Source organism: Caecibacter sp. AF58-12pH5A (genome assembly GCF_027681725.1).
Lineage (GTDB): Bacteria > Bacillota > Negativicutes > Veillonellales > Megasphaeraceae > Megasphaera > Megasphaera hominis.
In genome coordinates this window covers 1-13,278 of the sequence record NZ_JAQDBC010000048.1, presented here as the reverse complement: position 1 = coordinate 13,278, position 13,278 = coordinate 1, and the positions used below count along the sequence as shown (strand labels likewise).

Genomic DNA, 13,278 nt, shown 5'->3' with positions numbered 1-13,278 from the left:
GGCTTGTGCAAACCGACATTGGAAACAATGCACGGCGGCACTTGCCTACTCTACATGAAGTACCAGCAAATCGGCATCCCGCCGGAAGAAGCACAGTTCCTGGAGACGCGGAAGTTCCAGCTCGATGAGATTGCCCGGCTTTACCGCATCCCGCCGCACATGATCGGCGACCTGGAGAAAAGTTCCTTCAATAATATTGAGCAGCAGTCCATGGAATTTGTGAAATACACTCTGGACCCATGGGTCATCCGCTGGGAGCAGGCCATGCAGAAAGCCCTGTTCCTGCCGGAAGAGAAGAAGCAGTATTTCCTGAAGTTCAACGTGAACGGCCTCATGCGCGGCGATTACGAGAGCCGCATGACCGGGTACAGCATCGGCCGGCAGAACGGCTGGCTGTCCGCCAACGATATCCGGGAGATGGAAGACATGAATCCCGTACCCGATGAGGAAGGCGGCAATCTGTACCTGGTGAATGGCAGCATGACAAAGCTCAAGGATGCCGGGGCCTTTGCCCAGAAGGGAGAAACGAATGAAACATAAATTTTGGAAGTGGGTGACCAATGCGGTCCCCGATGCCTTCGGCAGTGAACGGACGCTGTACCTGGACGGCCAGATTTCGGACGAGACCTGGTGGGGCGATGAAGTGACCCCGAAGGCGTTTAAGGAAGAACTGGATGCGGGCAGCGGAGACATCACCCTCTGGATCAACAGCCCGGGCGGGGACTGTTTTGCCGCTGCCCAGATTTATAACATGCTCATGGATTATCCCGGGGACGTCACCGTCAAGATTGACGGCCTGGCGGCTTCAGCGGCCTCCGTCATCGCCATGGCCGGGACGAAGGTCTGCATGTCGCCGGTGGCCATCCTGATGATCCACAATCCGGCGACCCTGGCTTATGGGGACAAAGCCGAGATGGAAAAGACCATCGGCATGCTGAGCGAAGTCAAGGAGAGCATCATCAATGCCTATGAAATCAAGAGCGGCCTGGCCCGCACGAAGATTTCGCACATGATGGATGACGAGACCTGGCTCAATGCCCGCAAGGCCGTGGAACTGGGCTTTGCCGATGAAATCCTTTTTGACCAGAAAGAAGGAGAGGAACAGCCGGAAGCCATGCTGTACAGCCCGGTTACGGTGACGAATTCCTTTGTACAGAAAATAAAACCGAAGAAACCATTACAGAAAGTACCAGCCGCTGATTTGGAAAAACGGCTGGCACTGCTCATTCATTGACAGGAGGACAATTACTATGGATACGATTTTAGCACTGCGTGAAAAGAGAAAGAACCTCTGGGAATCCGCCAAGAATTTCCTGGATACGGTGCGCGATGACAACGGTATGGTTTCCGCTGAAGATGCGGCCCGGTACGACAAGATGGAAGCGGATGTAGTGAACCTGGGCAAGGAAATCGACCGCATGGAACGCCAGCAGCAGCTCGATGCCCAGCTGGCCCAGCCGACATCTTCTCCCATCATGGAACAGCCCGGTGCCGGGAACCAGGCCACGAAAAAGAAAGGCCGTGCGTCCAACGCCTACCAGAAAGCCTTCTGGGACAGCATCCGCCATAAAAACTTCATCGATGTACAGAACGCCCTGAGCGTGGGTACGGATGCCGATGGCGGCTACCTGGTGCCGGATGAATTCGAGCATCAGCTCATCGACAAGCTCCAGGAAGAGAACTTCTTTCGCAGCCTGGCGACGGTCATCCATACCAGCGGCGACCGCAAGATTCCCGTCGTGACGGGACATGGCGAAGCATCCTGGATGGAAGAGAACGGCCTCTATCCGGACAGCCAGGATACCTTCGGCCAGCAGTCCATCGGGGCGTACAAGCTGGGGACGGCTATCCGTGTGTCGGAAGAACTGCTGAATGACAGCGTCTTCGACCTGGAAAGCTATATCGCCAGCGAATTTGCCCGCCGTATCGGCACGAAGGAAGAAGAAGCCTTCCTCACCGGCGACGGGAAGAACAAGCCGACTGGCGTGTTCCCGTCTGCAGAACTGGGCGTGACGGCCAATGGCGCATCCATCACCTTTGATGATGTCATCGACCTGTATCACTCTCTGCGCATCCCGTACCGCCGCAAGGCCGTATGGCTCCTGAACGATGCTACGATCAAGGCACTCCGCAAAATCAAAGACAACAATGGCAACTACATCTGGCAGCCGTCTGTCACGGCCGGGACGCCGGATACCATCCTGAACCGTCCCTGCTACTGCACCTCCTTTGCCCCGGAACTGGCGGTCGGCAACCGTCCCATGCTCTTCGGCGATTTCAGCTACTACTGGATTGCCGACCGGGAATACCGCTCCTTCAAGCGGCTCAATGAACTGTATGCCGCCAACGGCCAGATCGGCTTCCTCGCCAGCCAGCGCGTCGATGGCATGCTGATGCTGAAGGAAGCGGTCAAGGCCCTGGAGATGAAGGCGAAGGGATAAGTCATGCTGGTCAGCCTGGAAGAAGCCAGGGAGTATCTGCGGATTGATGAGGATGATACGTCCAATGATGACGTCATCCTGTCTTCCCTGGAAACGGCCCAGGCCTTGTGCCTGGACCTGGCCCGCTGCGAGGAAGCGGATGCCGAAGAGAATCCCGTCGTGTTCCATGAAGCCATCCTCTATGCCGCCGCCTTTTTGTACGAGCATCGGGAAGAAGCCGATTATTCCGGCCTGCTGAAGCGGCTGCGGTGGCTGTTGTTCGGTGTGCGGCGCAGCCGCTTTTGAAAGGGGATGCCTATGAAAACCGGGCTTTTGAACAAACGAATTGAGATTCTGGGGAAGCAGACGGTAACGGATGAATACGGTTTCGACACCCAGACTGATGTCGTGGTGTATCGATGCTGGGCATCCATTGAGCCCGCCAGGGGCAAAGTGTTCTACGAGATGGAGCGCAAGGTGGATACGGAGTACAGCAAGATCACTATCCGCTGGCGCCCGGGTATCACTCATGACATGAAGGTGAAGTATCAGAATCATCTGTATGACATCGATACGATTGTAGATCCGTACATGCGCCATGAATCTCTGGAATTGTACTGTACGGAAGAAATCAGGGGGCAGGACAATGAGCAGGGGTGACCTGGATGTCAGGGGAATAGATGAATTGTCCGGCAAACTGCTCTCCGCCATCGAGGAATTTCCTGGGACCGCTGAAAAGGGTCTGGTCACGATTGGCAACAAGCTCAAGAAGGAATGTGTAAACCAGACCCCGGAAGGCAGTACGGGCAAGTTGAAGAAGGGATGGAAGCACAAGGTAAAAGGCTATAACGGTTCGGAACTGACTTATGAGCTGACGAACAAGCACCCGGTCCATCACCTGTTGAACAACGGACATGTCAAGAAAACGCCTGGCGGCAGAACCGTAGGCTATTACGAAGGCCAGCACTACACGGAAAAAGCCGTGAAGCTGTTCGAATCCCAGGACTTGCCGGTCAGACGGCCGAAAACATCAGCCATGAACGCTGCTCCCTGTTCATGACGGACCGTAATGAATTCTATTTTTGAATTTTTCAAAGCTTCCATGATAGCCAGGTTTTCTTCACCAGGAATCCCGAAAATATAATGCACGCCTTCTTCTTCCAGACATTCGACTAATAAATCAGCAGTATTCTTTATTTTTCGTTCTCTCATCGTACACAAGACTCCCTTCAGGACTGCACCATGGCAATCCCTAACGTAATTACCAGTACATTATAGTATTTGAAATTTGCTTTTGCAATTTCACTATGCGAAAATTAATCGAATTTTAATAAAACTTTTACGACAAAAACGAAGAATTCCCTCATCGGAAAACCCGGATATATGCCGTAAATATAAGCGTTAATCGCTAAAATAATTTATGATTAACCGAAAATTATAATTCTGTAATATAAAATCAAATTCTGATATATAAAATAAAAATCAACCCATCAAGACAAAGGAGACAAAATGGAAAAAATACTCATCAGTGCCTGCCTCTTAGGCCAAAACTGCCGCTACGACGGCCAAAGCAAAACCTATGAACCCATACAACAACTCATGAACCGCCAGGACATCCTGCTCATCCCCATATGCCCTGAACAAGCCGGCGGTCTGGCCACACCCCGCGACCCGGCAGAACGCCAGGGCCAGCAGGTCGTCACCTGCAACGGAAAAAATGTAACCCAACAATACCACCAGGGCGCCCGGCAAGCCCTGCGCCTGGCCAAACTCTACGGCTGTAAACGCGCCATCCTCAAAGAAAAAAGCCCCTCCTGCGGCCACGGAAAAATATACGACGGCACATTCACCCGGACCCTCACCCGGGGAAATGGCGTCACCGCTGAACTCCTGGAAAAAGAAGGAATCAAGATCATCGGAGAAACGCAGGTGGAAGCAGTCAGCCGCTAGACGCCAGCAAAGCAGAGACCGAGGGCCGTACGTCGCAGCTTGACAACTTGCTAGCCCGGCAGCTCGAAAATGAAAACTGTAAACTCAGAACTTTTTCACTGAACACTGACCACCTTGCCCGCAGGGCGCTCGTCACACATCCGTCGTTGATTGGCAAACTCTTTCTCTGCGGGCATACCGTTGATAATACTGACAAAGACGGGGATTTGTGATAGAATAAAGCGTACTTAAGGCTTGAATGAAGTTGCAAAATATCAATTTCCATCAAATAAATACAGTACCGTCGTATTGCCTTTGGTATAATGGTTATTGATGATATGGCAGTTTTGTTGGCTGAATACGCATTCATTACGTAATGTATTAATAACCGATTCGACTTTATATATTTCCTGGTTCAGTTTTTATGTTATTGGACCAGCTATTTTTATCCTTCTAGTTGCGTACAATACGTGTTCCTACGCAAAAACATCCTGGGCGAATTGCCACAATCATTCAACGCCCTAAAAGAGGCATACCCGCTGAGTTCCCTAAATATGACAAATACATTGAAGGCTTTCACATTGTCTTTAAAGGCATTATTCGAGAGTTAATTAATAACGATAGGCTGTTAATTGTTGTAACCCAAAATAATAATCAAGATGAAATTCAAGTGGCTAGAAATCTTGTTAAGAAATTAACTTCCAACAGTAGTATTCACGTTATTTTGGTTAATAAAGAACGTCAAGGTACAAGTAATTTTTGGATTGATGAAATTAAAAATATTGTTAAAGATATTAACACCAAGAAAAAAATAAAAATGCATGATTAATTTCTATAGGTCTAGAAAGGGGAAATGATTTTTGAATTATAAAGACAAATATACAAATTGGTTATCTTGGGTAGATGATGAAACTAAAAGTGAATTATTATCGATTTCGGATGAAAAGGAAATAGAAGATCGATTTTATCGTGATTTAGAGTTTGGAACAGGTGGCTTACGTGGTATCATGGGTGCTGGTTCCAATCGTATGAATAAATATATTATTCGAAAAGCGACAAAGGGGCTTGCAGATTATTTGCTTGCAAATAGAGAAAATGATATTCGACGTGGTGTTGTCATTGCGCATGATTCTCGTAATAATTCAGATAGTTTTGCACTAGAAGCTGCTAATGTCCTTACGTCTGCAGGAATTCCGGTAAAAATTTTTAAAGAATTAGAACCTACTCCGGTATTATCGTTTTCAGTAAAATATTTACATGCAGTAGCTGGAATTGTCATTACGGCTAGTCATAATCCTAAAGAATATAATGGGTACAAAGTGTATGACGAACATGGCACACAAATTGTGCCCTCCATCGCTAATGTTTTGATTCAGTATATAAATTCTATTATAGATATTGCATCAATCCCGGCAGAGGGAGATTCTTCTAAATTAACATATATTGGTGATGAAGTTGTAAATCAATTTGTTGACGCAGTATATACGCAATCTATCTTGCAAGGTAACGTTACTCCATTACGAATTGTATATACTCCGCTTCACGGTGCAGGTAATAAGCCAGTCCGAAAAATATTAGCTAAAGCTGGTTTTACTGACGTTCATGTTGTCAAAGAACAAGAGCTGCCAGATGGCAATTTTAGTACAGTAAAATCTCCCAATCCAGAAGAACACAGTGCTCTTCAACTGGGAATTGAATTAGCTGAATCTATTAACGCTGATATTATTATTGGCACAGATCCAGATAGTGACCGTATAGGGGTGGGTATAAAAGATGGAGATTCATATAAGTTGCTGACTGGAAATCAGATTGGTGCATTACTTGTTAAGTTTATTCTGTGTATGAGAAAAGATTTGCTGACACCTGCATCTACTATTGTAAAGACTGTTGTCACTGGGGACTTAGGTGCAGTGATAGCTGAAGATCAAGGTGTTCAAGTTATTGAAACACTTACAGGCTTTAAATATATTGGCGATAAAATTACGAGATTTGCTGATGATGTAAAACATAATTTTGTCATGGGCTATGAAGAAAGTTATGGGTACCTTGTTGGTATACATGCTCAAGATAAAGATGCTGTCGTAGCTGCATTATTGATTTGTGAAATGGCATCTTATTATAAAAACCAAGGAATGACATTGATAGATATTTTGACATCATTGTATAAAAAATATGGATATTACTACGATTCATTATCTTCGTATACATTGAAAGGTAAAGAAGGCCATGAAAAAATTAGCGAAATTATGCATGCATTGCGAAAAAAACATGACCTGATATTTGATGGGATTAAAGAAATCCTTAATTTTAATGAAGCTATTGATGATTTGCCAAAAGCAAATATGCTAAAATATATTTTACAAGACGATTCATGGATAGCTGTACGACCATCTGGTACAGAACCTAAAATTAAAGTATATTGGTCTATCAAATCTGAAAACGAAGCAAAGGCACAAAAGCGTATGAAGCAATATAAAGAAAAATTTGAAACGTGTTTTTCATTATAAGAGTATAGGAGCAATCATTATGAAAGTAGTTATATTAGCAGGTGGCGGAGGCAGCCGTTTATTCCCTTTGTCACGAACTTGTTACCCTAAGCAGTTCTTAAAAATAAACGGCGATAAGTCTTTATTAGCACAAACAATCGATAGATATTTACATCTGGTGCAGCCAGAAGATATTGTTATAGTGACAAATGACAAGTATATATATCACGTTAAAGCAGAATTACAAGAACTACAAGTAGAAGATATTCATGTTATTACCGAACCAGTTGGTAGAAATACGGCACCGGCTATTTCCTTGGCTGTAACTTATTGTAAAAATAAATTATCTTGTAATGATGATGAACTTATTTTTGTAGGCCCTTCAGATCATATTATCCGTCCAGTAAAAGAATTTATTCAACTGATTGTATCTGCTGAATCCGCAGCTGTAAATGGAAATATAGTGACCTTGGGCATTACGCCTACCCGTCCGGAAACGGGGTATGGATATATAGAAGCAAGTACAGATTCTGTAGAAAATGCCTATAAAGTCATTAAATTTACCGAAAAACCGAATCTGGAAACAGCAGAATCTTATGTAAAAAAAGGGAATTATTATTGGAATAGTGGTATGTTTATGTTTTCAATTGGCACTATCGAAAATGAATTGAATCAACATGCCCCAGATATAATGAAAGTTGTAGAATGTGGATATGACAATATGATAAAAAAATTTTCTTCGTTGCCAGATATATCCATAGATTACGCTGTTGCTGAAAAATCTGACCATATTGTTGTGGTGCCTATGAGAGATATTTATTGGAATGATATTGGTAGCTTTGATGCAATTTCAGATATGCTTCAAGATGAAGAGGGAAATGTCATTAAAGGAGATATTATTACTCATGATTGCAAAAATACAATGATTTTAGGCAGCAATAGATTAATAACTGGGATTGATTTGCAAAATCTTACTATTGTAGATACGCCTGATGTATTGCTTGTTGCGCAAAAAGGTAAATCTCAAAGGGTAAAAGATATAGTAAACGAATTAAAAAAGAAAAAAAGAATAGAAGTTGCTGAAAACGTGACTATGTATCGGCCGTGGGGGAGTTACACCATTTTATCGGAAGGCGAAGGCTATAAAGTAAAAAAAATCTGTGTAAACCCAGGCCAAAGCTTAAGCTTGCAAATGCATTATCATCGTAGTGAACATTGGACTGTTATTAGTGGAACAGGACAGTTAACATTAGATGATAAAACAATTATTTTCAGGGAAAATGAAAGTACATTTATTCCTATCGGAACTCGACATCGATTGGGGAATCCCGGAAAAATACCACTTTATATTATCGAAGTTCAAATAGGTAAATACCTAGGAGAAGATGATATTGTACGATTTGAAGATAAATATGGGAGAAAAAGTTAAATGAAAATAGCTGTTGTATGCGATTGGCTAGTAACATATGCTGGGGCAGAAAAAGTGCTTGAGCAGATTTTGAATATCTTCCCAGAGGCAGATTTGTTTGCAGTTGTAGATTTTTTACCAGAAAATCAGCGCAATTTTATCCAAGGAAAAAAGGTTACTACGACTTTTATTCAAAATATGCCCAGAGCAAGAAAAAAATATAGAAATTATTTACCATTTATGCCTATTGCGATAGAACAAATGGATGTATCCGCCTATGATGTAGTAATTTCGAGTTCTCATTGTGTAGCTAAAGGCGTTCTTACGGGTCCTAACCAAGTTCATATTTCATATGTTCACTCCCCAATTCGTTATGCTTGGGATTTGCAACATCAATATTTACGTGAAGCTGGATTAACGCACGACCTTAAAAGTAAAATCGCCAGATTAATTATGCATTATATGAGAATTTGGGACACACGGACCAGCAATGGTGTGGATTATTTTATTGCCAATTCTCATTTTATAGCGAAACGAATATGGAAATGCTATCGACGTGAAGCTACCGTCATTTATCCACCAGTAGATATCGAGAAATTTGAATATTGTGAAGATAAAGATGATTACTATGTTACAGCTTCTCGCATGGTCCCTTACAAAAAAATGGATCTTATCGTAGAAGCCTTTTCTCAAATGCCAGATAAAAAACTAGTTGTTATTGGGGATGGACCAGATTTTGAGAAAATTAAGGGAAAAGCAGGACCTAATATTTCTTTATTAGGCTTTGCTCCTGACGAAGTTCTTAAAGATAAAATGCAGCATGCTAAAGCATTTGTGTTTGCAGCTGAAGAAGATTTTGGGATTACCCCAGTTGAAGCACAGGCGTGTGGAACACCAGTCATCGCATATGGCAAGGGGGGATCGCTGGAAACGGTTCGTGAATTAGGTGTACGAGATAATCCAACAGGTGTATTCTTCAAAGAACAAACAGTGGAATCCCTCAAAGCTGCTGTTGCCAGATTTGAACAGGAACAGACGGCCATCACCTACAATAACTGCCGTCACCACGCCGAACAGTTCAGCGGAGCAATATTTCGACAGAATTTTAAAAATTATGTAAATCGCGTTCTGTCAGAAAAAGGTGCGGAGGATTATTGATGAAAAAAATTACCGTTGATGCTCGTATGCTGGAATCTTCCGGTATTGGCACAGTACTGCGGAACATACTGAAACGTGTTATTCCGTCTATGCCGGATACAACATTTTATTTACTTGGCCATCCGGAAATGATGCGGAAGTATCCTTGGTTAATCGCTGAAAATGTGCAATATGTTTCTTGTAAAAGTGCGATTTATACGATTCGTGAGCAATTGGAACTGGTCCAAAAAATTCCACGAGAAACAGATTTGCTCTGGGTTCCCCATTATAATATTCCTGTTTTTTATCGTGGCCGGATGCTTGTAACAGTACACGATGTATTTCACTTGGCTATGCCACAATTTGTAGATGGAGCTCTGAAAAAGTTCTATGCAAAAATCATGTTTCAAGCTGCAGCTGCAAAAGCTTCGCATATTATTTGTGTATCCCATTTTACGAAAGCTGAATTGTGTCGATTTACTGGTGTATCCTCCAATAAGGTAAGTGTGATTTACAATGGAGTGGATGAATTTTGGAGCACTCCATTGCAGCAAAAACAGCGAATTTTTGCGAAACCGTATATTTTGTATGTAGGCAATGTGAAACCTCATAAAAATTTACGGACTCTGGTTCGTTCATTTCAGAATGTGATGGACAGAATTCCACATTCTTTAGTCATCGTAGGCAAAAAAGAAGGATTCATAACCGGCGATGAGGAAGTTGGACGATTGGCGGAGCAAGCAGGAAATCGAATTTCCTTTACGGGATTTGTTTCAGATGAGGAACTGAAAAATTATTATCATTATGCAGACTTGCTTGTGTTTCCATCTTTATATGAAGGGTTTGGATTGCCACCATTGGAAGCGATGGCTGCCGGATGTCATAATATTTTGTGTAGTGATATTCCTGTTCTTCGAGAAATTTACGGAGATTGTGTGAAGTATTTTAAAGCGACTGATGAGCAAGACTTGGCATCAAACCTGATTTTTAATATTACAGAAAAATCAAACGTTCTTGACAAAAAATGTTGTAATTCATATGATTGGAATACAGCATCAGACAAATATTTGGTTATTTTAAAGCGTTTGCTATAAATGTTTAATGGTATACAGGTACAATAAGGTAATAGGCATGAATATGGAACATTTTGAAAATATGCATAAGAATGAATTGACATTACAAGAAATTAAGAGAATACAATTAGATATTTTAGTTGATTTTGCTAAATATTGTGATGAGAATAATTTAAAATATTATCTTTCCGGGGGTACTTTATTGGGAGCGATTAGGCATAAAGGTTTCATCCCTTGGGATGATGATATTGATATCATGATGCCAAGAACAGATTATGAATATGCGATGAAAAACTACAAAAACCTAATTTATAAAAGCTTGTCCATAGAGTCTTTTTCGGGTTATTGGGATCTTGCTGGTCGAATCATCGATAATAGAACAATTATGGAAATACCATTTGACAAATATCCAACAGGTGTTTATGTAGATGTTTTTCCTATTGATGGTGTTTCATGTTATTATATTCTGCAAAAAGTTGAGTTTTTAATAGAAAAAATTTTAGTAACCTTAAATCGTTGCACAGTATTAAAACTGCAGAAGAGCCATAGATATAAAATTTCTTCAATATCAGGTCGATTAAAAAATAGGTTGAGAACGATTATAAAATATTTAATGATTTTGGCTTTTGGATGGACACCGCCTTCCTTTTGGGTGAAGCTAGTTCATCAAGTAGGGAGAATTTATAAATTTAATCTAGATAAATTTGTGGCTGTAGTAGTAGTCAATCATTATGGGACTAAAGAAATTGTTCCAGGTAGTATATATAAAGAACGTATACCCGTTGACTTTGAGGGCTATAAATTTTGGGCACCCAAAGGTTATCAATCTTATTTAAAAAATTTATACGGGGATAATTATATGGAATTACCTCCTGAAAATCAAAGATATTCAGAACATGCATTCAAAGCGTACTGGAAAGAGGAGATAAGATGAATATAGCATTGATAATTGCCGGTGGCTCTGGTAAGCGTATGGGACAGGATATCCCCAAACAGTTTATTAATGTATATGACAAGCCTGTGCTTTTGTATACATTGGAAGGTTTTGAAAGGCATCCGCAAATTGATGCTATTGAAGTTGTATGTATTGATGGGTGGCACGATGTACTCCGAGCTTATGCTCGTCAATTCAATATAACCAAATTAAAATGGATAGTTTCTGGGGGATTGTCTGGTCAGGAATCCATTCGCAATGGGGTCTATAATCTGGAAGGTAAGGCACAATTAGATGATATTATTGTAATTCACGATGGTATTCGTCCATTGGTTGACGCTACCGTTCTGACGGATGTCCTGCTTAAGGCACAAAAATACGGAAATGCAGTGACTTCCATGCCTTATAATGAACAGATTTTTATTATAAATCCCGACGATAACACCACTACAAAACAATATATTCCGAGAGAAACACTACGCCGGGTTTCTACGCCTCAGGCATATCGTTTTGACCTTTTAGATAAAAAATATCATGAGGCTTTTGAAAAGAAAATTGGTATCTATGGGTCTTCCTATACCAATACCATGATGGTAGAATTGGGAGTAACTCTCTATTTTGCAGCAGGATCTGATAAAAATATTAAGCTGACTACTAAAGATGATTTGGAATTGTTTAAAGCGTATTTGAAGGCGGATAAAGATACTTGGTTAAAGTGAGGAACAGAAAATGGATATGCATGAACATCCTTTATATATAGAAGACGTTAAAAAAGTAGCAGAAATGGCCCTGCCTTGGGAAAAAATCTCAGATACTTCAGTTCTTATTTCTGGAGCTACAGGCTTGATTGGTTCTTTTTTGGTTGATGTACTTATGTGGCGTAATACCTATAAAAAGGCAAACTGCCGTATTTTTGCATTGGGGAGAAATGTGGAAAAAGCTTTGAAACGTTTTTCTTTTTATATTGATTCTCCTTTTTTTCATTTTATTTCCCATGATATTAATGAACCGATGCAAGGAAAAACAGATGAGAACGTTGATTATGTCTTCCATCTAGCCAGCAATACTCATCCGGTGGCCTATGCAATTGATCCTATTGGAACGATTACGACTAATATTATTGGTTTGAAAAATATGTTGGATTTCAGTGTGGAACATAATACTAAAAGATTTGTTTTTGCGTCTTCCAATGAGATTTATGGGGAAAATAGAGGCGATCAGGAATTTTTTGATGAACATTATTGTGGCTATATAAATTGCAATACATTGCGTGCTGGATATCCAGAAAGCAAACGGTGTGGAGAAGCTCTATGTCAGGCGTATATAGAGCAAAAAAATCTAGATATAGTTATTCCAAGGTTTACGCGCTCCTATGGCCCTACTATGTTGGAAAGTGATACAAAGGCCATCAGTCAATTTATTAAAAAAGCTGTGGCAGGAGAAAATATCGTTTTAAAGAGTGCAGGGAACCAGTATTATTCCTATACGTATATGGCAGATGCTGTTTTAGGGCTTTTGATAATTCTTCTATTAGGAAAAACAGGAGAAGCTTATAATATTGCGAATCAAAGCTCAGATATTACTCTAAGAAATCTTGCTTCTATTCTTGCGAGCATTGCAGGAACAAAAGTAATTTTTGAAATTCCAGATGCTATTGAAAAGGCTGGTTATAGCAAGGCTACAAAGGCGAGACTAGATGGATCTAAATTACGGATGTTAGGGTGGTATCCATTTTATAATATAAAAACTGGGATTCAGAAAACTGTTAAAATTTTATCAGAGTTAAAGTGAAAAATACGATTATATTGGTGCTTATACTGAAAGTGTTATTCTAAAGGCTATGTCACAACAAACAGTTGATAAATAGCCATTTTTATAGGGGAGTATCAGA

At 41.4% G+C, this 13,278-nt stretch carries 16 protein-coding genes; 15 read left to right on the top strand and 1 reads right to left on the bottom strand.

Annotated features, from left to right (window positions below):
- The 6 genes from PGX44_RS12955 to PGX44_RS12930 all read left to right on the top strand — a co-directional run.
- Positions 1–540, top strand: a 540-nt coding sequence (locus PGX44_RS12955) for a phage portal protein (RefSeq protein WP_498855700.1), incomplete at its 5' end; no start/stop codon positions are given.
- A complete protein-coding gene (locus PGX44_RS12950) occupies positions 530–1,234 on the top strand; it encodes a head maturation protease, ClpP-related (RefSeq protein ID WP_498855699.1) in 705 nt (234 codons plus the stop codon). The genes PGX44_RS12955 and PGX44_RS12950, both read left to right, overlap by 11 nt.
- Positions 1,235–1,250: 16 nt before the next feature.
- A complete protein-coding gene (locus PGX44_RS12945) occupies positions 1,251–2,441 on the top strand; it encodes a phage major capsid protein (RefSeq protein WP_498855698.1) in 1,191 nt (396 codons plus the stop codon).
- 3 nt (positions 2,442–2,444) lie between these two features.
- Positions 2,445–2,726 (top strand): head-tail connector protein, encoded by a 282-nt coding sequence (locus PGX44_RS12940; protein WP_498855697.1) that lies wholly within the window; start codon positions 2,445–2,447, stop codon positions 2,724–2,726.
- Positions 2,727–2,738: 12 nt separating this feature from the next.
- The gene (locus PGX44_RS12935) at positions 2,739–3,080 is read left to right on the top strand and encodes a phage head closure protein (RefSeq protein ID WP_498855696.1); all 342 of its coding nucleotides are present in this window, start codon (positions 2,739–2,741) and stop codon (positions 3,078–3,080) included.
- Positions 3,067–3,480, top strand: a complete 414-nt coding sequence (locus PGX44_RS12930; RefSeq protein ID WP_498855695.1) for an HK97 gp10 family phage protein — start codon at positions 3,067–3,069, stop codon at positions 3,478–3,480. The genes PGX44_RS12935 and PGX44_RS12930 overlap by 14 nt, the downstream gene beginning before the upstream one ends.
- On the opposite strand, the gene PGX44_RS12925 is transcribed toward PGX44_RS12930, so the two are convergent.
- Complete coding sequence (locus PGX44_RS12925; RefSeq protein ID WP_498855694.1) at positions 3,387–3,632, bottom strand: thiamine pyrophosphate-binding protein; 246 nt, start codon at positions 3,630–3,632, stop codon at positions 3,387–3,389. The genes PGX44_RS12930 and PGX44_RS12925 overlap by 94 nt on opposite strands.
- A gap of 297 nt (positions 3,633–3,929) precedes the next feature.
- Between PGX44_RS12925 and PGX44_RS12920 the strand changes: the two genes are divergently transcribed.
- From PGX44_RS12920 to PGX44_RS12880, 9 genes are all read left to right on the top strand, one after another.
- Positions 3,930–4,370, top strand: coding sequence for a 2-thiouracil desulfurase family protein (locus tag PGX44_RS12920; RefSeq protein WP_498855693.1), 441 nt, complete (start codon positions 3,930–3,932; stop codon positions 4,368–4,370).
- A 436-nt stretch (positions 4,371–4,806) separates the two neighbouring features.
- A complete protein-coding gene (locus PGX44_RS12915; protein ID WP_498855692.1) occupies positions 4,807–5,178 on the top strand; it encodes a hypothetical protein in 372 nt (123 codons plus the stop codon).
- A 31-nt stretch (positions 5,179–5,209) separates the two neighbouring features.
- Complete coding sequence (locus PGX44_RS12910) at positions 5,210–6,856, top strand: phospho-sugar mutase (protein WP_498855691.1); 1,647 nt, start codon at positions 5,210–5,212, stop codon at positions 6,854–6,856.
- A 19-nt stretch (positions 6,857–6,875) separates the two neighbouring features.
- Positions 6,876–8,264, top strand: a complete 1,389-nt coding sequence (locus PGX44_RS12905) for a mannose-1-phosphate guanylyltransferase/mannose-6-phosphate isomerase (protein ID WP_498855690.1) — start codon at positions 6,876–6,878, stop codon at positions 8,262–8,264.
- A complete protein-coding gene (locus tag PGX44_RS12900) occupies positions 8,265–9,401 on the top strand; it encodes a glycosyltransferase family 4 protein (protein WP_498855689.1) in 1,137 nt (378 codons plus the stop codon). It begins immediately after the preceding gene.
- Positions 9,401–10,474 (top strand): glycosyltransferase family 4 protein, encoded by a 1,074-nt coding sequence (locus PGX44_RS12895; protein WP_083237148.1) that lies wholly within the window; start codon positions 9,401–9,403, stop codon positions 10,472–10,474. The genes PGX44_RS12900 and PGX44_RS12895 overlap by 1 nt, the downstream gene beginning before the upstream one ends.
- A 37-nt stretch (positions 10,475–10,511) precedes the next feature.
- Complete coding sequence (locus PGX44_RS12890; protein ID WP_498855688.1) at positions 10,512–11,387, top strand: LicD family protein; 876 nt, start codon at positions 10,512–10,514, stop codon at positions 11,385–11,387.
- Positions 11,384–12,106 (top strand): IspD/TarI family cytidylyltransferase, encoded by a 723-nt coding sequence (locus PGX44_RS12885; RefSeq protein ID WP_075582345.1) that lies wholly within the window; start codon positions 11,384–11,386, stop codon positions 12,104–12,106. The genes PGX44_RS12890 and PGX44_RS12885 overlap by 4 nt, the downstream gene beginning before the upstream one ends.
- Positions 12,107–12,116: 10 nt before the next feature.
- A complete protein-coding gene (locus PGX44_RS12880) occupies positions 12,117–13,178 on the top strand; it encodes an NAD-dependent epimerase/dehydratase family protein (RefSeq protein WP_075582346.1) in 1,062 nt (353 codons plus the stop codon).
- The last annotated feature ends 100 nt before the right edge of the window (positions 13,179–13,278 follow it).

Bases quoted from the DNA above. Each gene is read 5' to 3' on its own strand.
- PGX44_RS12925 (WP_498855694.1), bottom strand. From the start codon at position 3,632: ATGAGAGAACGAAAAATAAAGAATACTGCTGATTTATTAGTCGAATGT.
- PGX44_RS12935 (WP_498855696.1), top strand. From the start codon at position 2,739: ATGAAAACCGGGCTTTTGAACAAACGAATTGAGATTCTGGGGAAGCAG.
- PGX44_RS12885 (WP_075582345.1), top strand. From the start codon at position 11,384: ATGAATATAGCATTGATAATTGCCGGTGGCTCTGGTAAGCGTATGGGA.
- PGX44_RS12900 (WP_498855689.1), top strand. From the start codon at position 8,265: ATGAAAATAGCTGTTGTATGCGATTGGCTAGTAACATATGCTGGGGCA.
- PGX44_RS12895 (WP_083237148.1), top strand. From the start codon at position 9,401: ATGAAAAAAATTACCGTTGATGCTCGTATGCTGGAATCTTCCGGTATT.
- PGX44_RS12890 (WP_498855688.1), top strand. From the start codon at position 10,512: ATGAATATGGAACATTTTGAAAATATGCATAAGAATGAATTGACATTA.
- PGX44_RS12920 (WP_498855693.1), top strand. From the start codon at position 3,930: ATGGAAAAAATACTCATCAGTGCCTGCCTCTTAGGCCAAAACTGCCGC.
- PGX44_RS12905 (WP_498855690.1), top strand. From the start codon at position 6,876: ATGAAAGTAGTTATATTAGCAGGTGGCGGAGGCAGCCGTTTATTCCCT.
- PGX44_RS12945 (WP_498855698.1), top strand. From the start codon at position 1,251: ATGGATACGATTTTAGCACTGCGTGAAAAGAGAAAGAACCTCTGGGAA.
- PGX44_RS12950 (WP_498855699.1), top strand. From the start codon at position 530: ATGAAACATAAATTTTGGAAGTGGGTGACCAATGCGGTCCCCGATGCC.
- PGX44_RS12940 (WP_498855697.1), top strand. From the start codon at position 2,445: ATGCTGGTCAGCCTGGAAGAAGCCAGGGAGTATCTGCGGATTGATGAG.
- PGX44_RS12930 (WP_498855695.1), top strand. From the start codon at position 3,067: ATGAGCAGGGGTGACCTGGATGTCAGGGGAATAGATGAATTGTCCGGC.
- PGX44_RS12880 (WP_075582346.1), top strand. From the start codon at position 12,117: ATGGATATGCATGAACATCCTTTATATATAGAAGACGTTAAAAAAGTA.